This window comes from Bacillus sp. FSL R12-0074, assembly GCF_038005725.1.
GTDB lineage: Bacteria > Bacillota > Bacilli > Bacillales > Bacillaceae_G > Bacillus_A > Bacillus_A mycoides.
Genome location: NZ_JBBOTR010000001.1, coordinates 1,200,501 through 1,222,365, shown reverse-complemented (window position 1 = coordinate 1,222,365; position 21,865 = coordinate 1,200,501). Strand labels below are relative to the sequence as shown.

Below are 21,865 nucleotides of genomic sequence, written 5' to 3'. Positions count from 1 at the left end.
TACTTCTCCCCTCTTTTACTTACGCATTTTTGGATCTAACGCGTCGCGTAATCCGTCTGCAATTAAGTTGAATGCTAAGATTAACATACTGATGACAACCGCTGGGATGAACATCATATGTGGATACGTTTGAATTGATTTATAACCATCATTTACAAGAGAACCAAGTGATGCGAATGGTGGCTGAATACCTAGTCCGATGAAGCTTAAGAATGCTTCACCAAATACCGCTGTTGGAATTGTAAACATTGTCATTACGATAATTGGTCCCATTACGTTCGGAATTAAGTGCTTCACAATTAACTGTGTATTCGTTGCCCCTAATGTACGAGATGCTAATACATATTCTTGGTTTTTTAATTTTAGGATCTGTCCACGAACGATACGCGACATCCCTATCCAACCTGTAATTGCCATCGCAAGTGTAATTGACCAAATACCTGATCCCATAATGATTACCATTAAAATAACGATGATTAAGTATGGAATACCGTTAATGATCTCCATAATACGTTGCATAATATTATCTACTCTGCCGCCATAGAAGGCTGAAATACCTCCATATGCAACCCCAATTACTAAGTCAATCGCTGCTGCTAAAAGAGCGATATATAATGATACTCGTGTACCTTCCCATGTTCTTGTCCATAAATCACGGCCAAGATCATCTGTACCAAACCAGAAGTACTCTTTAATATCACGTTTTTCATATTGGTCAACACCATATTGATCTGTACCGTCAAATGGTAGCCAATGAACATTTTCAATCACTGGAATTTTCGGTGGCATTTTCGCACGACCTAAATCCTGCTCTTTATAAGAATGCTTACTTACCATCGGTCCTAAAATTGCTAGTAGTACAATAAGCATTAATAATACGAAACCAAACATTGCACCTTTATGTTGGAACAAACGTCTTCTTACATCTTGCCAAAACGTTAAGCTTGGACGGGCAATGACTTCATTATCAACATTACTCTGATTGGCTGGTTGAAATAAATCTGGAGATAATTTTTGTACATCTTTCATCATTTTTTCCCTCCCGCTAAACGAATACGAGGATCAATAATTCCGTATAAAATATCGACAATGAAAATAACTAAGATGAAGATCGCACTATAGAAAATTGTAGTTCCCATAATAACTGTATAGTCATTCACTGTAATCGATTTAACGAATTGTTCCCCAAGTCCAGGTACAGCGTAAATTTGCTCAATAACTAGTGTCCCTGTAATTAATCCTGCAACCATTGGTCCTAAAATTGTTACAACTGGAATTAATGCGTTACGCAGTGCGTGCTTGATAATGATAACGCCTTGGCTAATTCCTTTCGCTTTCGCTGTTAAAATGTAGTCTGCTTGCATAACCTCAATTAACTCTGCACGAGCGAAACGTGCGATTGTTGCGATAACTGCCATCGATAAGGCAATTGTAGGCATTACTGTAAACTCCGGTCCTTTCCAGAATGCTACTGGGAACCAACCAAGTTTTACCCCTACGAAATATTGTAGTAATGCGGCGAATACGAATGAGGGTACCGACATCCCGAGTACGGAAATAATTGTCGCCCCATAATCGACCCACGTATTGTTACGAAGCGCCGCAACGATTCCTAAAATTAAACCGATAAATGTTCCTAATATAATCGCTTGTAAACCAAGTTGTGCTGATGGTCCAATACGATCCACAATCATATCTGTTACTGGGCGGTTATCATATTGGAATGATACCCCTAAATCACCTTTTGCTAAGTTACCTAAGTAACGTGCATATTGAACTGGTACCGGATCATTTAAACCATATTTTTCAAGAATGATTTCTTTTTGTGCCGGTGATAGCTTCTCCTGGTTTTTAAGCGGAGAACCCGGTAGTAATTTCATCAAAAAGAAAGTCAGTGTAGTAATTAAAAATAATGTCAAAGCCATGTACACGAAACGTTTTAATACATAACGTCCCATAGTCAAGCACCTCCCCGTTTTTCTCAAAAGCAATAAGATAGTTTAAAATATTCTTACTTTTATTTTTTTAAAATAAGAGCATATGCCCATCATAGGCATATACCCTTGTAAACGATGGAAAAAAGATTATTTTTGTTCAACAGATGCCCATTTGTAAGTTAATTTACCACCATAGTTAATTGGGATAATATCTTTTACGGCACCTTTTACCACATATGCTGAACCTTTTTGGAAGATCGGAGCAATAACTGCATCCTCTTTAATTAATATTTTCTCTACTTCTAAAAGGTTGTTCCAGCGAGCTTGTAAATCTTTTGTATCTGTTTTTGCTTTTAGAATTAGCTCATCATATTTCGGATTAGAATATCCTGTTTTATTTTGTGAACCATTCGTAACAAACATATCTAAATATGAGACTGGATCTGGGAAGTCTGGACCCCAAATACCAAACGCCATATCATATTCTTGAGAGTCTTCTAACTTATTTTTTTGTGCGAATGGCTGCTGTTTAATTTTGATCGTTAAACCAGGTAAGTTCTTTTCCATCTCACCTTTTAAGAATTCGCCAATTTTTTTCGCATCTTCATTATCGAAGCTTAAGAATTCTAGTTCAATTTTATCAGTGCCAAGCTCTTTCTTTGCTGTTTCCCAAAGTTTTTTCGCTTCTTTTGAATCCGTTTCAACTAGATTTCCATTTTCAGCACGGAAGTCTTTTTTATTCGGACCTTCAGCGAAATCTTTTCCAACAAATCCGTAAGCACCGATTGCGCCGTTGTTTAAAATAACTTTTGCAATGTTATCACGGTCAAAGGACATTGAAATTGCTTTTCTTAAGTTTTTATTACTCAAATACTTATTATTTTGATTAAATCTTAAGTAGGCAACTCCAGCTTCTTTTCGTGTTTGGAACTCTGGAGTTTGTCTAAATTTATCAACAAATTCCGATGTTAGAGCCGCACGATCAATCGAATTTGTCTCATATAAATTTACATCAGTCGATGTATTTTTCACAATATTGAAATTTATTTCTTCGATTTTAACCGTCTTGTTATCCCAATATGATGGGTTCTTCTTAAATTGGAAGCTTTGTTCATGTTTCCAATCACTCATAACGAATGGCCCGTTATATAATGTTGTATTTGCCTCTAAACCAAACTTATCACCTTGTGATTTCACAAAGTTCTCATTTAGTGGGTAGAACACCGGATAAACCGTTAAATCAATAAAGTAAGGAACGGGATTGTCTAATTCCACTTCTAATGTATAATCATCAATCGCCTTTACACCTAATTGGTCAGCAGGTAATTCTTTTTTATGAATTTTTTCTGCATTTTTAATATCGAACATAATGTATGAATACGTCGCTTTTGTATCTGGATTTACTGCTCTTTTCCATGAATACACAAAGTCTTTCGCTGTTACAGGTTCCCCATTCGACCATTTCGCATCTTTTCTTAACTTAAATATGTATTTCTTCCCATCATCTAGCTTTTGGACATCTTCAGCAATCCCAGGCATTCTCTTTTGATCTTTGCCAGTACGATATAAACCTTCCATCGTATTATTTAATGCTGTTGAAGATGCAGAATCTGATGCTAACGATGCATCCATTGATGGAATTTCAGATAACTCTGTTAAATTAAGAATCTGTTTTCCGTTACTACTACTAGTAGTGTTTTCTTTTCCTTTTGCTTTAGCGTCCTCTTTCTGGTAGCTACACGCGCCAAGCAACATACTTGCAGTTAAAGTTGATGCAAGTAATAACGGTATCCTTTTCTTCATGTTGTGTTGCCTCCCCTAATTGCACTTACTGTACCCTCACTTGTAGAAAAGTAGAATTGAAAGAATAATCTCCAAGTTTCTACAATTTTCATTATACATATAATATGACGATTGTGAATATAGTTTTTTGTTTTTTTGTTAAAATTTTTAATAAAATGTTTATATTTTTAATTTTTTGTAAAGGGATACGGTAACATTGCTACCATCATCTTGAAATTAGAACCTCAATTGCGTATAATTTTCAAAAAATTATTTATATTACTTATTATAACTTTTATAGTATAATAATTCTAGTAATATTTTGACGGAGGGGAATATTTTGAATAAAGTTTTTTTTCATACTTGTATACTATTTTTGGTTGCGATAATCGCTTCTAGTGTGGGCGCATTCCTCGTTTCATCTCATTTTTTGTTGAATTTTGTCAACATCTCATTCTATATTGCATTGGTTTTTATTCTTATAGGTGGTTTTTTATTCATATTTCAAAACGGATTTTTTAACGTAACAATTTACGCATTCCAAAGAGTATTTGGTACGAATAAAAAAATTGACTCTTTAATTGAAGAAGCAGAGGAACCTATCGATAAGAAAGAACGTATTTATAAAACATATTCATTCAAATGGACGTATCCGATTTGTATTACCGGTATCGTACTTGGGTTGTTCTCGATCCTCATTAGCTTTACTATTTTGATGTAGTTTGCAAACACTATCCCATATGATATAATAATCAGCAAAACATTTTGTTATAAAACTTTAGTTCTTTCATATTAAAAGAGCTTAGGTAACAATAAATAAATTTATATGTATGCGATGATAAAGAAGAGTACATATTGAGGCAATTTCAGAGAGCTTGTGGCTGGTGTGAACAAGTAATTGCGCAGTATGGAATGGGCTTTTGAGCACCAAACCGAACCGAAAGTAGTAGGCTTTGGCGTTATATCCAGACGTTATTATGGATCTTGAGAGATTTCACAGCTGTGAAATAATTAGGGTGGTACCGCGGTCCATTCGTCCCTATGTAATTTGGGATGAATGGGCTTTTTTGTATGCCTTCTCTTCCCCATCACGCATTCAAATTTAGGAGGAATTACTTATGTCAGTTATCTTTTCTGGTATTCAGCCAAGCGGAACAATTACACTTGGAAACTATTTAGGAGCTATGAAGCAATTTACAGAGCTTCAAAATGAACACGACTGTTATTTCTGTATTGTAAACCAACATGCGATTACAGTACCTCAAGATCCCGTACAACTTCGTAAAAACATTCGCAGTCTTGCTGCACTTTATGTAGCATGCGGCATCGATCCTGAAAAAGCTACTTTATTTGTACAATCAGAAGTACCAGCACACGCTCAACTAGGATGGATTATGCAATCAGTTGCTTACGTTGGAGAATTAGAGCGTATGACGCAATATAAAGATAAATCTTCTGGTAGAGATTCAGTTCCAGCTGGATTACTAACGTATCCACCATTAATGGCTGCTGATATTTTACTTTACAACACTGAAATCGTACCTGTTGGTGATGATCAAAAACAACATATGGAATTAACACGCGACCTAGCAGAGCGTTTCAACAAACGCTTCCGTGAAGTGTTCACTGTTCCTGAAATTCGTATTCCAAAAGTAGGAGCTCGCGTTATGTCATTAACAGAACCTACGAAAAAAATGAGTAAATCTGATCCGAATCCAAAAGCAATGATCAGTATGCTTGATGAACCAAAAACAATTGAAAAGAAAATTAAAAGTGCTGTAACTGATTCTGAAGGTATCGTGAAATTTGATAAAGAAAACAAACCTGGAATCTCTAACTTATTAACAATCTACTCTTCATTCTCTGGAAAAACAGTTGAAGAAATAGAAGCAATGTACGAAGGAAAAGGATACGGAGACTTCAAAGGCGACCTAGCACAAGTAGTCGTAGAAGCAATTCGTCCAATCCAAGACAAATATAACGAACTAATCAACTCACCAGAACTAGACGAAATTCTAGACAAAGGTGCCGAAAAAGCGAACCACGTTGCATTCAAACAACTACGTAAAGTAGAAAACGCAATGGGATTGAGTAGAAAGCGTAGGTAACTTATAAAGCGGAGGCGACTGCTTAGCCCTGACGGCTAAGGTTCTTTCCCACAGAAGGTGCTTTTTACCTTCTCGTGGGGAAGGTTCTTAGACGCGAAGGGCTAGGAGCCGGAGCTGGATTTCTTATAAAGCGGAAGCGGCTCGTTCAGAATGTGAGGGGGATGGAGCTCCTGACGTAGAGGCGGGTTTTGCCTCGCAGGAAGGCGCGAAGCCACCGAACATTCTTGTCACCTCCATAAAAAAAACCGCCAATTGGCGGTTTTTTTAATTTACCTTCTGCTCATTTTCCATTTCCCATAACTTTTCAAAAAACGGCTGTCCTTTTACAAGGCGCTCACATAATTGCTCGTGCTTCTCAGACCATCCAGTTTTCGCTTCATCATAAAGTTTAGCCCAAACATCTTCAAACTCCATATGTTGGACCATTCCGTACGCTGATGGATCCCACTCTGTGAACCAATAGCGAATTTCAGCTGGATTTTTCGTTGTATGTAATTGATCTAATGCCATAAATAATAATTGTTTTAACTGTCTTTCTTTACGAGTTAGGCCATTCATAATGAAAGGCGACGGCGATAAAATATGATGTTCTTTTTCAATCTCTTCCACTTGGAACTCATACTTTTCTGCTTGCACATTCTCTACCATCTCATATACCATCTGTTCTTGACGCGGTATAAGCCTACTTTTTCTAATTGGCACATTATAGCCGATTGAATCAATCGCAATAATTCCTTTTCCATCTGTAACTACAAAACAATATTCTTGTTGCAAACGTTCGTGATTTTTACGAATATAAGCCTTATGATATACGTCTTCCAATAATTTTTGCGGAAGCTCTAATAATTCGTTCTCGATGTAATGATATAATGTGGCATCTACTTTTAATAATGGCACTTGATCTAATAGCTCAATCGTATCATCTTTCCGCCATTCGTAAAAATGACAAACGTTATACCCATTCTCTTCACCTTCAAACCAATTTACCCATACATCATGTAGATATAACATTCACTACCCCTCACTTCACTACTGTTTGTACCAATCATTATGTTCAGTTTTGCTTAACTTTATTCCACTTGAGGAAATATATTCTAATTATTATTTTTTCTTCTATAATATTAAAAAAACAGGAGATAGCTCCCCTGTTTTTCATGAAACATGAAATGTATTTGCTTTATTCAATATTTCTTTCGCATCTATAGATAATAAAGAAAGTGTATTTTCTCCTTCAAATGCTACACAATCTTTCACAATATGAAATCCAAGTGCATAGCCAAGCATTTTCGGATACGAGTGCAGTCCATTTAATAAAACATCATGCTCCCTCGTACCTCTCTTTACGCCTATTCGTTCTTGTATTGAATTCCTCCAATAATAAATAGCATCTTCTTTTGAAATGTAAGTAGTCCACGGTGCACATCTTTTTTCTGTATACCTTTCATACACAGCTTGCTCAGCTAACCCTTCCATAATCATCGTATCAAGTAATGTATACTCTGTTTCTTTCGTCTCAATTTGATGTAACCTACATATATGATGGTATTCATGCGTTAATAAAGCTTTTAGTTCCTCTACTGAATTACGTCCACATACGAATAAGAAAATAACGTGACGCATAGATAAGCCAGCCTTCCCGTTATATTCCTCTTGTACAGTTCGATTGTATGAATCTGATAATAAAATAAAGATAGGGACATCTGGACCTTTTAGCCAACTTTTCAATTTTTCATACTCCATGCTAAGTTCTTTCCAAATTTCTTTCTTCTCTAACTCTTTAATTTCCTGCTCCCCCCGCATTACTGGGCGATACATACCTTTAGAGATTAAAAAGCGATACAGTCTCTCTTTTGGTAATGGAATATACTTTGTAAATTTCTCACAAAGCTTCTCTGGACGTCCATAATACAGATGTAACCATTCTGCCGTTTCAACAACCCCCAACCTTCATCCCTCCTTTTCTTATATATATGCAAAAAAGAAAGGAACGTAAAGGTGATTAAAAATAAATAAGGTGTCTTTTCGTAATACTTTACGAAAAGACACCTTATTGTACATATTATTTATATGCTTTAAATACTAATACTGCGTTATGACCACCGAATCCTAATGAATTACTTAATACAGCCCGCACTTCTTGATGCCTCGCTGTATTTGGTACGTAATCTAAATCACATTCTGGATCTGGTGTTTCATAGTTAATCGTCGGAGGAATTACTCCGTCTGTAATTGATTTAATTGAGAAGATCGCTTCAACAGCACCAGCTGCTCCTAATAAATGACCTGTCATTGATTTCGTTGAGCTAATCGCTACTTTATATGCATGCTCACCGAAAGTTTCTTTAATTGCCATCGTTTCATACTTTTCATTTGCATCTGTACTTGTACCATGTGCATTAATGTAATCAATATCTTTTGGCTCTAGACCTGCATCAGCTAAAGCTTGACGCATCGCACGAACTCCGCCTTCACCGCCAGGAGCAGGCATTGTAATATGGAACGCATCACCAGTTGCACCATAACCAGCAATTTCCGCATAAATGTGAGCACCACGTGCTAATGCGTGCTCTAATTCTTCAAGAATAAGAATTCCTGATCCTTCACCCATTACGAAACCGCTACGATTTTTATCGAATGGGCGGCAAGCTGTTGCTGGATCTTCATTAAATGTTAATGCTTTCGCTGAGCTAAACCCAGCGAATGCCATACTTGTTAATGGCGCTTCTGCTCCGCCTGTTATCATCGCATCAGCATCACCGCGCTGGATTACTTTAAACGCATCACCAATTGAGTTTGCTCCAGATGCACAAGCTGTTACAGAGCAAGTATTAATTCCTTTCGCTCCTGTAGCGATTGACACTTGACCTGCTGCCATATCTGGAATCATCATTGGTACGAAGAATGGGCTCACGCGGCGCGGACCTTTTTCAGTAAAAATCTTAAATTGTTCTTCGTATGTTTCCATACCACCAATACCAGAACCAACCCATACACCAATGCGTGGTGCATTTTCTTCTGTAATTTCAAGCTTCGCATCTGCAACTGCCATTTTCGCTGCTGCTACTGCATATTGCGTAAAGCGGTCCATACGGCGCGCTTCTTTTTTATCTATATATTTTTCGACTTCAAAGTCGTTAATTTCTGCTGCTACTTTTGCAGGAATTTGTTCTGAATCTATTCTTGTAAGTCGTCCGATTCCGGATACACCGTTTTTAATGTTTTCCCAAGCTGTTTCAACATCTGTTCCGATCGGTGTAACAGCTCCTAGCCCTGTAATTACGACCCTCTTTTTTTCCATACAAAATACACTCCTTTTTTTCTCTCAGTCCTTATTTACCCCAACGAAGAGCTACTGCTCCCCATGTTAACCCGCCGCCAAAACCGACTAGTATAATTAAATCACCATCTTGAATACGTCCATTTTGCAATTCCTCTACCATTGCAATTGGAATTGAAGAAGCCGATGTATTACCGAACTTTTCAATTGTCATACTCATTTTTTCTTTCGGTAAATTTAATCTTTCTCTTGCAGATTCCATAATACGAATATTCGCTTGATGTGGTACTAAGAAGTCCACATCTTCTTTCGTAAGTCCCGCTTTTTCTAACACGCGAAGACAGGAATCACCAAGTTGGCGAACAGCAAATTTAAAGACTTCTCTGCCGTTCATCATAACATACTCGTCTTGATAAAGATGCTTACCGCCACTTCCGTCCGCTCCTAATTCAAAAGAAAGTACACCTTTTCCTTCCGAAACAGCTCCCATTACGATAGCACCTGCTCCGTCTCCAAATAGTACTGCTGTATTTCGATCGTTCCAGTCTACAATTTTAGATAGTTTGTCACTACCAACTACTAATACATTTTTATAAGTTCCCGTTTGAATAAATTGCTGCGCTGTAATCATTCCGTACATAAAGCCAGCACATGCTGCACTTAAATCCATTGCGGCTGCGTGTTTTGCGCCAATTGCTTCTTGGATTACACAAGCTACTGCTGGGAATGCGCGATCTGGCGTTACTGTTGCCACTAAAATAAGATCGATATCCTCTCCGCTAATCCCGGCATCTTCAAGTGCTTTTTTAGAAGCCTCTACCGCCATATATGAAGTATCTATTGTATCATCGGCAATGCGTCTTTCTGCAATTCCCGTTCTCGTACGAATCCATTCATCAGATGTATCTACGATTTTCTCTAAATCGTGATTTGTGACTACTTTTTCTGGCACATATCTTCCGATCCCTAAAATGCCCACGTTCACATCGCAGCCCTCCGTTTTATATCAATTATTATGACTTGGTACTAATTTTAAAACATAAATGTACTTTTGTCTAGGATATATTTCAGCTAAAAAAATAAGACAGCGTATTACTAACTTTATTTTTCATTAAAAGAAACAGAAAAATCCCTATCCTTTCAAAAGATAAACTTCCCAATACTTTTGACCTTACTCCGCCCGCAACAAAAAAAGCCCTTACCGCTTCTATCCACAGCTCGAGCCTCTCTTCCATCAAAAAAGAAGGTTTTTTTTATTCTTTATCTGCTTTCCCTTCAAAACTAAGACCTTCTCCTCATAACCTTCCACTTTAGCCTCATCATCCCTCTGGTCTTACCTCGCTCGAAATAAAAAAAGGCCCTTACCGCTTCTATCCACGGTTCGAGCCTCTCTTCCATCAAAAAAGAAGGTTTTTTTATTCTTTATCTGCTTTCCCAAGCTCATATGCTTCGCCCATTACTTTCATCAATAGCTCTAACACCGGCTGTGCTTTCTCCATATCAAGTGCAATTCCATTAGAATCTAAAATTGCCTTTGCTTCTGGTAAATGCTTCATTGCGATTTGTAAAAATTGCATACTTTTTTCGTTCATGTAATCTCTTCCTCTCCATTAAAGCTTTTCAATCAATTATCCATACAATAGTTTAACACGTGCGCTACCCTTCGTATAACTCTTTATATTTTTTCATATGTGCTAATTGTTTATTTAAACCGAATTCTACTGGTGTATTTTTTTGAATAGAAATAACCTCTACAGCTTCATCTCTTACTTCCACATTTTTTTTATTTACTTTATCATCTGCATGCAGCAAGGTCATACCTTTTTCCCATAACGCTTCTTTTCCGCTAAGTAAGTTATATATACCGAGGTGTTTTACATTCATTCCATTTTCCCATAAATATTCACATACATCTTCAACGTAAAGTAAATCGATTCCTTTTTCTCCATTTATACAACGGCACTCTTTTTCATCAAGTTCTGATAAAATAAGCTGATGATACATCATAAACGACGGTTGCCACGGCCCATATAATGTAGGAACTCGATATGCACTATATTGTAATTCGCCTTTTTTCAACCCTTCTTCCACTTTCGAAAATAGATGTTTGTTTTCGGATTCTTCAGTGCTTCCTATTTCAATAGAAGAAATTAGATTTAACTTTACTTTATTTTTTTCACACATCCTTACGATTCGTTTTAAATATTGTAATATGACCCTTTCATTCCGAAATCCACTTTGCTGATTCGGCTCATACAAGCAAAAATAAACCGTATCGAAACTCTCTTCCTCAACCGATCGCCATCCGTCTTCATCCCTTATAGAATAGTACGTAAATAACGCATTCCGTCCAATCAACAATAATTTCTCTTCATTAATTTTTGTCATACTATCAAATTCATCAAAATCAAGACCATATACTTCTACTTCTTCTGCAATCATTTTATTCACAAGGTGATAACCTACAAACGTAAGTGCACCTATAATCAGCACGCGTTTCATACCACCAACCCTTTCCCCTTGAAACAAATAGCTCCTCATTTATGTATATGGGAGCTTCACAATTCTTCTTCATATTTTTTAAAGAAATCAGTTGTTTGTCTAACCATTTTATATTTCACATCTTGCAGATGGAATAAAACAGAAGTATCGCATTGATTGAATTGCCTCATTTTCTCGTATTTACGTAACAATTGTTTTCTTCCTCTTTTTTCCTGTGTTGATACGAAAATCTTAACAGGTACACAAGACGGAAGAAGCGCAAATGATTTCTTATTTATTTTTGATTCTAATTCTTCTTCTTTGGAATCATACGCCAAACTTAATTCCTTCACTAATCTTTTGTAAAAAAACTTATGCTCTTTCTCAAACTCCACATATTCTGGTAAATCTAAACACGGATTTAACATAACGACAGAACGTATACATTCCGGGTATTTGTTCATCATCTCAAGTGCTACAAGCGCCCCCATACCATCTGCCATAATGTGCATTTTCGTATTTAATGTCTCTTTTCTTAAAACGACATCGTACAAACGTTTTGCAAGACGAACAGCTCGATCGTTTCCCCAATGCCTTCCGTATAAGTTAGATGAAAAGACCGTATAGCCTTTTTCAATAAGACCCTGTAAAAAATAAGCTCTCCCTGTATGTTGTGTCCATAAACTTGTACCATTCTCAATAAAATAGTTATAATCCCCTAGGAGCATAACAGAAAATCCATTTGGCTTTTCTGGTAAATAAATTACACATGGTTCTTTTTCTAAGTAAAAAAAACGTTCCGTAATACTCATTTTTCTCCCGCCTTATTTTCTAAACGTATAAAAGTACTCTTTTATAATGTATGAACAGAATGCAAATTTGCGTTGAAAAATCTACAAATATTTTTCTATATTCTTTTTTCAATTGTGTTACAATAAGGACAGATTGAACGAATAGAGGTGTAAAATATGCGTTTCATTTGGGCATTAATTTGGTCGTTCGCACTTGTACATATGATGAGCTATGTAATCGGCTCTATGACTGGCGGTACATACGATTTTAACCAAGCGTCTATTTTCTCAGTTGTTCTTGCGGTATTAGTATTAGCGATTGCAGCTGCGATTCCAAACGAGCCAGTAGAACAACACTAAAAAGAGTCCGGATTTTATCCGAACTCTTTTTTTACTTTACATGAACGACTAATTCGTTATTTTCTACATCAACAACTACGTGACTATTGTCCGTAATCGTTCCTGCAATTAATTCTCTCGCTAATTTCGTCTCAACTTGACGCTGTACGTATCGTTTTAAAGGACGAGCTCCGTACATCGGATCGAATCCAGCTTCTACAACAAATTCTTTTGCAGATTCCGTCAATTCTAATGATATGTGGCGATCTGCTAAACGCCCTTGTAATTCTTGTACAATCTTATCAACAATACCTTTAATTTCATTCCTTGTCAGAGGTTTGAATAAAATAATTTCATCGACACGGTTTAAGAATTCTGGTCGGAAATGTCCTCTTAATTGTCCCATTACAAGTTCTCTTGAATCTTCTTTAATAGAACCATCTTCTTCTAGCCCTTCTAATAAGTGAGCAGATCCAATATTTGAAGTCATAATAATAACCGTATTTTTAAAGTCTACTGTACGTCCTTGTGAATCTGTAATGCGTCCATCGTCTAACATTTGTAATAAAATGTTGAATACTTCTGGATGTGCTTTTTCGATTTCATCTAACAAAATAACAGAATATGGTTTACGTCTTACTGCTTCTGTTAATTGACCACCTTCTTCATATCCAACATATCCAGGAGGCGCTCCAATTAAGCGTGACACTGCGTGTTTCTCCATATACTCAGACATATCGATACGAATCATTTGCTCTTCACTGTCAAATAATGTTTGCGCTAACGTTTTTGCAAGCTCAGTTTTACCAACACCTGTAGGGCCTAAGAAAATAAATGAACCAATTGGACGATTCGGATCTTTAATACCAGCGCGAGCACGAAGTACTGCGTCTGATACAAGGCTTACCGCTTCCTCTTGACCGATAACACGCTCTGATAAAATTTGTTCAAGACGTAATAATTTCTCACGTTCACCTTCAACGAGTTTTGCGACAGGAATACCAGTCCACCTTGAAACAATGTCTGCAATTTCTTCTTCACTTACTTCCTCGCGTAATAAACGATTCTCTTGTTTATTATGTGCACCCATCTCTTCCGCTTCTTTTAACTCTTTTTCGATAGCTGGAATTTTCCCGTGGCGAAGCTCAGCTGCTTTATTTAAATCATAATTTCCTTCTGCTTCTTCTAACTCACGGCGCAAGCGCTCTAAATGTTCACGTAAGTCACGCACTTTATGAATGTCTTCTTTTTCTTTCTCCCATTTCGCTCTCATACTACTTGCAACTTCTTTTAAATCCGATAATTCACGTTGCAATGTTTTTAGGCGCTCTTGACTACCTAAGTCCTTTTCTTTCCCAAGAGCAGCTTCTTCAATTTCCAGCTGCATAATGCGGCGCGTTACTTCATCTAGTTCTGTTGGCATAGAATCAATTTCTGTTCGAATTGTTGCACAGGCTTCATCAACAAGATCAATTGCTTTATCGGGCAAGAAACGATCCGAAATATATCGATCTGATAAAACAGATGCCGCTACAATCGCGCGGTCATGAATATTTACACCGTGATAAATTTCAAAACGCTCTTTTAAACCACGTAAAATGGAAATTGTATCCTCAACAGTTGGCTCTTCTGCTAACACTTGTTGGAAACGTCTTTCTAACGCTGGATCTTTCTCAATATATTTACGGTATTCATCTAATGTCGTTGCCCCGATACAATGCAGTTCACCACGCGCTAGCATTGGTTTTAACATATTTCCCGCATCCATCGCTCCTTCTGTTTTACCAGCGCCGACGATTGTATGAAGTTCATCAATGAATAATAAAATGCGACCTTCACTCTTTTTAATTTCATTTAATACAGCTTGCAGACGTTCTTCAAACTCACCGCGGAATTTTGCTCCGGCCACAAGTGCACTCATATCTAAAGCGAAAATTGTTCTATCTTTTAATCCTTCTGGGACATCTTTTTTCACAATACGCTGCGCTAATCCTTCAACGATTGCTGTTTTACCAACACCTGGCTCTCCGATTAAAACGGGGTTATTTTTCGTTTTGCGTGAAAGAATGCGGATCACGCGGCGAATTTCACTATCTCTGCCAATTACAGGATCAATTTTCCCCGCTCTTACTTCAGCCACTAAATCACGGCCATATTTTTCTAACGCTTCATAAGTTGCTTCTGGATTTTGACTAGTCACTCTTTGATTCCCCCGAACTGTCATTAAAGACTGTAATAAGTTATCTTTCGTAATATAAAATTTTGCGAATAATTGATTTATATCGCCTTTTTCTTCAGAAAAAGCAAGTAATACATGTTCGATTGAAATGTAGTCATCTTGCAATTTCTCCGCTTCTTTTCCTGCTCTTACAAGCAGTTGTTGCAAGGCACCTGTTACATATAATTTCCCTGCCTCTGCCCCGCTTCCAGTTACAGAAGGCTTTTTCTTAATTAAACTTTCTACACCTTGCTTTAACGCTTCTATATCGACATTCATTTTTTGAAAAATACGTACCGTTAATCCGTCTTGTTGCTCTAATAACGTAAGCAATAGATGAACAGTATCTACTTCTTGATGATGATGAGATACCGCTAAAGATTGAGCACTCATAATCGCTTCCTGTGTTTTCGTTGTCATTTGATTTAAGTCCATCTTTACAGCCCTCCAAATGTTTGACTTTCTTTGACCTTTGATTTGATTATACGCCAACTGACTTTTTTATACAATAATTTTGCTTATGTAGTTCAAACTTATTATTGGAAAAAGAAAAAAGTAACATTCATTTTCCTAATCAAAAAAGCCGCAATAACGATTGCGGCTTCTGTTACGGTTTTCTTTTATATGTCCACTGACGGTTATGATTTGCGTTCTCTGGAAACTTTTCACCGGCAGTTAATTGTACCATTTGCGGATTTTTCACCATACTTCCCGTTTCACCAATTTCTACGTAAATGCCATCATTTGGCGCTTTTTGCCCTGAACGAAACCTGCGATTTTGTCCCATTTCCATTCTCCTTCCATGACGTCTTGCCTCATTAGTATATCCATTTTAAAAGAAAGCTTTTCTGTCATGTTTAGGAAACAAGTACTACCGTTTACCCATGTACATATATATAATTACACAAGCTTAAGCAGGAATTATTGGCATATTTGTTGAAAAAAAAGAAACCAACCTACTTTAGGCCAGTTTCAAAGGAGAGTCAAACATATACGAGAAGATTACATGTTCATTATAAGTCGCATTGCTCAAACAATGTAACCCTTTTCACAAATTGTACATAATGAAAGAAACATTGTTTGAACTTTCTAAAAATATGTTGACTTTTCCTAATTTCCAATGAGAAATAGTAGACACCACAGCGCTTCGCGACGTAAGATGGATATATAGTGAAACTTTCATTTACAGTAGTTTCACCCAGTCTAACCTCTTATTTCTGCATATTAAAAACGGAAATACAGATAGAAACAAAAAAATTATTATAAGAGGTGAAATTATGAATAAACAACATTTAATCGCATTAGACTTAGACGGAACTTTATTAACAGACAACAAAATAATTTCTCCAAGAACGAAAAACACAATTGCAAAAGCAAAAGAACAAGGACATATTGTCGTTATTTCAACAGGACGTCCATTCCGCGCTAGTTACGATTATTATAAAGAACTTAGCCTTAACACACCAATCGTAAACTTTAATGGAGCTTACGTTCATCACCCTCTTGATTCAAGTTGGGGAACACATCACTCTCCTCTTGAACTTTCAACAGCGCAAGAAATCGTCCGAGCTTGCTTTGATTTCGGCGTGAAAAATGTCTATGCTGAAGTCATCGATGATGTGTATGTCCGTGAAATTGATGAAGATAAAAAACATATTTTTGAATTCGGTTCTCCAAAGATTTTCACAGGAGATTTATTAAATACTTTAAATGACCATCCAACTTGCTTATTAATCGATGCACATGACGAGCATTCTGCTGCAATTCGCCAACATTTAACAGATATGCATGCTGAAGTCATCGACCATAGAAAATGGGGTGCGCCTTGGCCAATTATTGAAATTGTAAAAAGCGGATTAAATAAAGCTGTCGGATTACAAAAAATTTCAGGCCATTATAATATTCCTAAAGAGCGAATTATCGCTTTTGGTGATGAGGATAACGACTTTGAAATGATCGAATTTGCTGGTCATGGAATCGCAATGGGTAATGCGATTCCTGAATTAAAATCACTCGCAAATCATACGACATTAACGAATGAAGAAGATGGTATCGCTCTATATTTAGAAGAGGTTCTTGGATTGTAATCTAAAAATTCCCTGCTTATAGTTTCTCGCCAAACGCTCATACTATTATTAGACGCAAGAGAAAGCGCGTCAATTGTTTTCAGCTAAATAAAGGGGGTTTTTCGAATGGGTAAAAAGAACAAATCAAAGCGTTTTATCCAGCAAGGAGCCGATGCTGTTATGAAGCATGATGCAAGATTCCCGTACAGAGGTACATTAGCTGAGGCAGAAAAAGCGAGAAGTAACTCTTCATTTGGAGGGGTTTAAATGGGGAACTTACTATTCCAACAAGCTAGAGACGCTGTTTCAAGTGCCGTTTCTTGTTCAAGTGGCGCTGAACAACAGGAACTCGTTTATAGAGCAAAAAACTCTTTGCACTCTGCTTATGCAAACTCTTCAACTGCTGAAAAAGTTCAGCTACGTGAAATGCAGGAGCAATTGCAAAACATTACGAATTCACATTAAAAAAAGAGGACCAGCTTTGGTCCTCTTTAATCTTTTCTAAACAATCCAAACACACCGACCGTTTGCAGTATATTTGTAAATGCACCTGGGTCCACTTGTTTAATAACCCTCTCTAATTCGTACAACTCGTAACGAGTAATAACAATCATTAACATTTCTTTATTTTCATTTGTATAAGCACCTGTTGCTGGTATAGTTGTAATCCCCCTCACTAAGCGAGAGTGAATCGCTTTTCGCACATCTGCCCCGTTCTTTGTAACAATTAATGCCGTAATCTTCACATGACGGGTATGAATCGCATCAATAATTCTCGTTGATACATACAAAGTGACTAAAGTATATAATGCCTTTTCCCATCCATACACGTAGCCAGCAGCGATAATGATAAGTGCATTAAAGAAGAAAAAATACGTGCCGACAGGCTTATCTTTTATTTTTGATAAAATCATGGCAATAATATCTAGACCACCTGTAGAAGCCCCCCACTTTAAAGCAACCCCTACCCCAATCGCTGAAATAATACCACCAAAAATCGCATTCAATATAATATCGTGCGAAACCGCTCTAACTGGGATAATTTCTAAAAACAAAGTCATAAATACAACACAAAGAAAACTAAAAAATGTAAAGGCCTTCCCAACCTTTTTCCACGCTAAAATAACGACAGGAATATTAAACAAACTAAACAATACCCCCGTAGATATATGAATAGATAAAAAGTCACCTAATATTTGTGACAATAATTGAGACAATCCAGCAAAACCACTCGCATACACTTTCGCTGGTGTTAAAAATAAATTCATCCCAATCGCATTTAATAAACCCGCAATAATTACAACGACTAACTTCTTAATAAGTTCAGTATAATTCAGCTTCAAATCCATTTCTAATCCACCTTTAGTATTCATGAATGCACCGCTATACATAGTCTTTACGAAAAAGGAAATGATAAACATACAACGTTTAGAAATGGAGTTGATACATATGCCACATACTAGCGATAACGACAAAAAAGCACGCGACAATAATGCAAAGCGCACTCAAAAAAATGAACAAGAGCAAAAAAATATTCAGCAAGGAAAACGTGCATATTCTAAGAAAACCGATCACCTTTGATTACATCGTACATCAACGTTAATGTTGATGTACTTTTTTTACATTTTACAGGAAAAAAACATTAAAAATTCACTTCATGTTCACTTCTATATTCTACAATAGCGATAACATATTCGGATGAGGTGTTAGCATGAAAGGAAAAAGTACATTCATTATCACTGCACTAATAAGTATATTAATGCTATCTGCTTGCGGACAAAAAAATGACTCGGCCACAATCGCTACAACAACAAACTCAACCATTACGAAGAGCGATTTCGAAAAACAATTGAAAGATCGATACGGAAAAGACACGCTATACGAAATGGTAGCACAAGATGTTATTACTAAAAAATATAAAGTATCTGATGATGCAGTAGATAAAGAAGTAGAAAAAGCAAAAGATCAATATGGAGAACAATTCAAAGCAACACTAGAAAATAATCGTTTAAAAGATGAAGAAGATTTCAAAAATCAAATTAAATTCAAACTTGCATTGAATGAAGCGATTAAACAAAGCGTTACAGAAAAAGATGTGAAAGACCACTATAAACCAGAAATTAAAGCTAGTCACATTTTAGTAAGTAACGAAAATGAAGCGAAAGAGATAAAGAAGAAATTAGATACCGGCACTTCATTTGAAGAATTAGCAAAACAAGAATCTCAAGATTTAGCATCAAAAGATAATGGCGGAGACCTCGGATACTTCGGGGCAGGCAAAATGACACCTGAATTTGAAAAAGCTGCCTACAAATTAAAGCCCGGCCAAATTAGCAATCCCGTAAAATCACCAAACGGCTATCACATTATTAAACTAACTGATAAAAAAGATTTACAACCTTACGATAAAGTGAAAGACTCTATACGTAAAGACTTAGAAGAAGAACGTCTTGCCGACCCTTCCTTCGGTCAAAAATTATTACAAGATGAATTAAAAAAGGCGGATATTAAAATAAACGATAGTGACTTGAAAGATACATTTTCTCATCTTTTTGGGAAAGAGAACTAAAAAACGAGGGTGCAAACTTTTTGAACAGTATGCATGATGGTAAATGAGATTGTATCGGCGGTTTTTCGAATATATCGATTTACCGACAAAAATTAACAACATAAAGAAGTAGGCTGCTTGAGCAGCCTACTTCTTTTATTCTTTCATTAATACTTTCAGCTTTTTCTTCAGACTTTTATAATGCCAATTGATGTGATCTAGTTCTATCTCTACTTCAATTAATATATCTATTAAGTCGTCTTTATTTTGCTGAGATTTCATAATATTTTCAAGCAATTTTTCGAATCTTTCACTACTCTCATATATATCATTTAAATCCACCGCTAATATTTCACGTTCTTTTTCAGGGCATACTACGGAAAGACGGTTTATTAATTGTTCTAGTACATTATCTTGCACTTCCGTACCTCCGTTTCAATATCTCATCTATTCTTTCTTAATCTCTTGTAACAAAAGCATACAAAATTCAACTGAAGCTATTAGGGGCACCATACCCAAAAAAGAAAACTGTACATTTAGACATTAAATTGACGTATTTCAATTTATTCCCTGTACGTTAAGGAATTAGTTTGTATATTTGTGGAGATATACGAGACAGGTGTGAATTTAGGGGAATCCAATATTTTCTATTCAAATATGATAGAATGAAAATATATCCAAAAGGAGGAACAACAAATGAACTCAAACACAAAACAGTTTATTTATGATATCCAGCAAAGAAAGAACAATTATATGGAAAATGTATTAATAGCAATACAACACCCTAAAAAAGAGCAATCTGAACAGGTCATTCAAAATATAGTAGAGAAGATGGATATGATGATTAGTTTAGTTACTACTTATATGAGGATTGAATCAGGATCTACGGAAGAATTAGAAGCACTTCAGGAAGAAATCATTCATGCTCAAGCATATATTCAAAAACGAAAATTTGAAGAAACACAGAGATAAAACCCTGTGTTTTTACTTGATCGTCTATGACGCCAATCTGTTATAAATCAAATTAGATGTAATTTGATCATTGTTTTGGCATAATCCATACAATTTGTTGAATACGTACAATATGCGGCACCTTATCTTCAATGAGCAAATGATCCGGTTCACATTCTTTAACTTTCCTCTTACATTACCTCTTACAGCTTCAATAACCACATGTTTACCAATTACCGATTGTAATGTCTAATATACGTAGGGATTAGGTACACTTACCATATTTTGTTCACTAAAGTCATTTGCCTCTAAAAAGCTCATTCTATAGGACTCCTTTCTAACTTACATTTTTTCTCTTAATATATGATATAAATCTTATAACTATACTAGAAGGATAATTCATTATAAAAAACGAAACTAACATTTTAATAAGGTGCGTTTTCTATTCCTAAATTGCTAAAAAATTATTTATATAAGGTTACTTTTACTAGTTAATAGGTGATGATATAGGGATATTTTGAATGTACATCCAGGTTGTTCCTTTCAAGATATGTATCATTTTAAATACGCGCTTTATTAGAATACTGCTCATACTTTTTTTGAGATTCTTTCGTAATACGTGCGGTAAGTAAAATTGCTAACAATAAAAACACTCCATATTTCCCCCTGTAGCTCCTATGATAATCACACTACTACAAACAAGTACAATTAATAGGAGAAACGAAACTGAATAAATACGGTCATAATTCTTTGACATCTTTTCGTATTTTATGCGTTCTTTCCTTGCATCCATCTAAATTCCTCCTTTACATTATCCATTTCACTATCAAATAAATCTCGCCCTTAAAAAGGAAACCATATATCGTTTTAAATAATTAGTTTGTTTTTTAGCAACTAATGTATATAACATGAAAAGAAATCCTACCAATGTTAAGCTTTCCACTTTGATAATCCCCGACCCTCTCCTTCCTATTAACCCCAACACATCAGATGAAAATTATGTGTATCCCATATTAGCTGCAGCAAACAAAAAGGATCCTCCCTTCTCTTAAAGGCTGATCCTTTTCTTCGTGCATTCAACTATTTTTAGCTATTCTTGATTAATTAGAATAACAGCTGGTCCATCTACACGAATTCCACCAACTTCGATTTTTTCATAAGGCTCAACTGTAATAGAAATGACCCCTTCCCGCTTCTTTAATTCTTTACTTAATTCTTTGGTTAACATTTTTTTCATGTGTGCACTCCTTCTTACTGCTTAATTTACTATTGTTATGTAAATAAAATTAAAAGTGGTTTCCTGGTCTGGAAACCATTTTTTGTAGTTAACCATATGGTGTTACCAGTTCGCTTATCAATTTTACGTA

General features: G+C 36.1%; 24 protein-coding genes, 2 pseudogenes and 1 other annotated feature. Of the genes and pseudogenes, 9 read left to right on the top strand and 17 right to left on the bottom strand.

Going from position 1 to position 21,865, the window contains the following annotated elements; all coding sequences use genetic code 11:
• Nucleotides 1–15 precede the first annotated feature (15 nt).
• The 3 genes from opp3C to NSS97_RS06295 all read right to left on the bottom strand — a co-directional run bounded on the left by opp3C (nucleotide 16) and on the right by NSS97_RS06295 (nucleotide 3,740).
• Complete coding sequence (gene opp3C, locus NSS97_RS06305; protein ID WP_002086981.1) at nucleotides 16–1,032, bottom strand: oligopeptide ABC transporter permease; 1,017 nt, start codon at nucleotides 1,030–1,032, stop codon at nucleotides 16–18.
• Nucleotides 1,029–1,958, bottom strand: a complete 930-nt coding sequence (gene opp3b / locus NSS97_RS06300; protein WP_000534165.1) for an oligopeptide ABC transporter permease — start codon at nucleotides 1,956–1,958, stop codon at nucleotides 1,029–1,031. The genes opp3C and opp3b overlap by 4 nt, the downstream gene beginning before the upstream one ends.
• 126 nt (nucleotides 1,959–2,084) lie before the next feature.
• Nucleotides 2,085–3,740: an ABC transporter substrate-binding protein gene (locus NSS97_RS06295; protein ID WP_107887020.1), complete on the bottom strand. Its 1,656-nt coding sequence runs from the start codon at nucleotides 3,738–3,740 to the stop codon at nucleotides 2,085–2,087.
• Nucleotides 3,741–4,059: 319 nt separating this feature from the next.
• Between NSS97_RS06295 and NSS97_RS06290 the strand changes: the two genes are divergently transcribed.
• Both NSS97_RS06290 and trpS read left to right on the top strand, forming a co-directional pair.
• Entirely contained in the window at nucleotides 4,060–4,440 is a 381-nt protein-coding gene (locus NSS97_RS06290) for a DUF3899 domain-containing protein (RefSeq protein ID WP_033708890.1), read from the top strand.
• A 105-nt stretch (nucleotides 4,441–4,545) separates the two neighbouring features.
• Nucleotides 4,546–4,763: a binding site (T-box leader), on the top strand.
• A 74-nt stretch (nucleotides 4,764–4,837) separates the two neighbouring features.
• Nucleotides 4,838–5,827, top strand: a complete 990-nt coding sequence (gene trpS, locus NSS97_RS06285) for a tryptophan--tRNA ligase (RefSeq protein WP_002011330.1) — start codon at nucleotides 4,838–4,840, stop codon at nucleotides 5,825–5,827.
• Nucleotides 5,828–6,091: 264 nt separating this feature from the next.
• Here the strand turns inward: trpS and NSS97_RS06280 are convergent, their stop codons facing one another.
• From NSS97_RS06280 to NSS97_RS06250, 7 genes are all read right to left on the bottom strand, one after another.
• Entirely contained in the window at nucleotides 6,092–6,838 is a 747-nt protein-coding gene (locus NSS97_RS06280) for a YjbA family protein (protein ID WP_002030367.1), read from the bottom strand.
• A 141-nt stretch (nucleotides 6,839–6,979) separates the two neighbouring features.
• A complete protein-coding gene (locus NSS97_RS06275) occupies nucleotides 6,980–7,771 on the bottom strand; it encodes a DUF2268 domain-containing protein (RefSeq protein ID WP_002064238.1) in 792 nt (263 codons plus the stop codon).
• Nucleotides 7,772–7,886: 115 nt separating this feature from the next.
• Nucleotides 7,887–9,125, bottom strand: coding sequence for a beta-ketoacyl-ACP synthase II (gene fabF, locus NSS97_RS06270; RefSeq protein WP_002030364.1), 1,239 nt, complete (start codon nucleotides 9,123–9,125; stop codon nucleotides 7,887–7,889).
• A 31-nt stretch (nucleotides 9,126–9,156) separates the two neighbouring features.
• Nucleotides 9,157–10,089 carry a beta-ketoacyl-ACP synthase III gene (fabH, locus tag NSS97_RS06265; protein ID WP_001100550.1) on the bottom strand — a complete coding sequence of 311 codons (933 nt, stop codon included), beginning with the start codon at nucleotides 10,087–10,089 and terminating at the stop codon, nucleotides 9,157–9,159.
• A 430-nt stretch (nucleotides 10,090–10,519) separates the two neighbouring features.
• A complete protein-coding gene (locus NSS97_RS06260) occupies nucleotides 10,520–10,696 on the bottom strand; it encodes a ComZ family protein (RefSeq protein ID WP_002011319.1) in 177 nt (58 codons plus the stop codon).
• 64 nt (nucleotides 10,697–10,760) lie between these two features.
• Nucleotides 10,761–11,633, bottom strand: coding sequence for an NAD-dependent epimerase/dehydratase family protein (locus NSS97_RS06255; protein ID WP_107887022.1), 873 nt, complete (start codon nucleotides 11,631–11,633; stop codon nucleotides 10,761–10,763).
• A 29-nt stretch (nucleotides 11,634–11,662) separates the two neighbouring features.
• Entirely contained in the window at nucleotides 11,663–12,397 is a 735-nt protein-coding gene (locus NSS97_RS06250) for a hydrolase (RefSeq protein WP_044437771.1), read from the bottom strand.
• Nucleotides 12,398–12,553: 156 nt separating this feature from the next.
• On the opposite strand from NSS97_RS06250, the gene NSS97_RS06245 reads away from it, so the two are divergent.
• Nucleotides 12,554–12,736 (top strand): YjzD family protein, encoded by a 183-nt coding sequence (locus tag NSS97_RS06245; RefSeq protein WP_001211111.1) that lies wholly within the window; start codon nucleotides 12,554–12,556, stop codon nucleotides 12,734–12,736.
• A gap of 31 nt (nucleotides 12,737–12,767) precedes the next feature.
• Here the strand turns inward: NSS97_RS06245 and clpB are convergent, their stop codons facing one another.
• Together clpB and NSS97_RS06235 are read right to left on the bottom strand one after the other, a co-directional pair.
• The gene (gene clpB, locus NSS97_RS06240; RefSeq protein WP_107887023.1) at nucleotides 12,768–15,368 is read right to left on the bottom strand and encodes an ATP-dependent chaperone ClpB; all 2,601 of its coding nucleotides are present in this window, start codon (nucleotides 15,366–15,368) and stop codon (nucleotides 12,768–12,770) included.
• Nucleotides 15,369–15,540: 172 nt separating this feature from the next.
• On the bottom strand, nucleotides 15,541–15,720 hold the full coding sequence (locus tag NSS97_RS06235; protein WP_002086997.1) for a YjzC family protein: 180 nt from the start codon (nucleotides 15,718–15,720) through the stop codon (nucleotides 15,541–15,543).
• A gap of 490 nt (nucleotides 15,721–16,210) precedes the next feature.
• Here NSS97_RS06235 and NSS97_RS06230 point away from each other — a divergent pair, with 490 nt between their 5' ends.
• The 3 genes from NSS97_RS06230 (at nucleotide 16,211) to NSS97_RS06220 (ending at nucleotide 17,464) form a co-directional block, all read left to right on the top strand.
• On the top strand, nucleotides 16,211–17,020 hold the full coding sequence (locus tag NSS97_RS06230) for a Cof-type HAD-IIB family hydrolase (RefSeq protein ID WP_002201383.1): 810 nt from the start codon (nucleotides 16,211–16,213) through the stop codon (nucleotides 17,018–17,020).
• A 105-nt stretch (nucleotides 17,021–17,125) separates the two neighbouring features.
• Nucleotides 17,126–17,266 carry a hypothetical protein gene (locus tag NSS97_RS06225; protein ID WP_000516816.1) on the top strand — a complete coding sequence of 47 codons (141 nt, stop codon included), beginning with the start codon at nucleotides 17,126–17,128 and terminating at the stop codon, nucleotides 17,264–17,266.
• A complete protein-coding gene (locus NSS97_RS06220) occupies nucleotides 17,267–17,464 on the top strand; it encodes a DUF3813 domain-containing protein (RefSeq protein WP_002011309.1) in 198 nt (65 codons plus the stop codon).
• 26 nt (nucleotides 17,465–17,490) lie between these two features.
• Here NSS97_RS06220 and NSS97_RS06215 read toward each other — a convergent pair whose 3' ends face one another.
• On the bottom strand, nucleotides 17,491–18,348 hold the full coding sequence (locus NSS97_RS06215; RefSeq protein ID WP_002125914.1) for a YitT family protein: 858 nt from the start codon (nucleotides 18,346–18,348) through the stop codon (nucleotides 17,491–17,493).
• Between the two features lie 100 nt (nucleotides 18,349–18,448).
• Between NSS97_RS06215 and NSS97_RS06210 the strand changes: the two genes are divergently transcribed.
• Nucleotides 18,449–18,580, top strand: coding sequence for a DUF3941 domain-containing protein (locus NSS97_RS06210; protein ID WP_001120851.1), 132 nt, complete (start codon nucleotides 18,449–18,451; stop codon nucleotides 18,578–18,580).
• Between the two features lie 130 nt (nucleotides 18,581–18,710).
• A complete protein-coding gene (gene prsA, locus NSS97_RS06205; RefSeq protein ID WP_002011303.1) occupies nucleotides 18,711–19,568 on the top strand; it encodes a peptidylprolyl isomerase PrsA in 858 nt (285 codons plus the stop codon).
• A gap of 135 nt (nucleotides 19,569–19,703) precedes the next feature.
• On the opposite strand, the gene NSS97_RS06200 is transcribed toward prsA, so the two are convergent.
• A complete protein-coding gene (locus tag NSS97_RS06200) occupies nucleotides 19,704–19,967 on the bottom strand; it encodes a hypothetical protein (RefSeq protein WP_044437763.1) in 264 nt (87 codons plus the stop codon).
• Nucleotides 19,968–20,243: 276 nt separating this feature from the next.
• Here NSS97_RS06200 and NSS97_RS06195 point away from each other — a divergent pair, with 276 nt between their 5' ends.
• Nucleotides 20,244–20,519 (top strand): hypothetical protein, encoded by a 276-nt coding sequence (locus tag NSS97_RS06195; protein WP_002166150.1) that lies wholly within the window; start codon nucleotides 20,244–20,246, stop codon nucleotides 20,517–20,519.
• 67 nt (nucleotides 20,520–20,586) lie between these two features.
• Here NSS97_RS06195 and NSS97_RS06190 read toward each other — a convergent pair.
• The 3 genes and pseudogenes from NSS97_RS06190 to NSS97_RS06180 all read right to left on the bottom strand — a co-directional run bounded on the left by NSS97_RS06190 (nucleotide 20,587) and on the right by NSS97_RS06180 (nucleotide 21,735).
• Nucleotides 20,587–20,819: pseudogene (locus tag NSS97_RS06190) on the bottom strand (YuzF family protein).
• Nucleotides 20,820–21,058: 239 nt separating this feature from the next.
• Nucleotides 21,059–21,291: pseudogene (locus NSS97_RS06185) on the bottom strand (hypothetical protein).
• Between the two features lie 297 nt (nucleotides 21,292–21,588).
• Complete coding sequence (locus NSS97_RS06180; RefSeq protein WP_002011296.1) at nucleotides 21,589–21,735, bottom strand: BC1881 family protein; 147 nt, start codon at nucleotides 21,733–21,735, stop codon at nucleotides 21,589–21,591.
• Nucleotides 21,736–21,865: the final 130 nt, after the last annotated feature.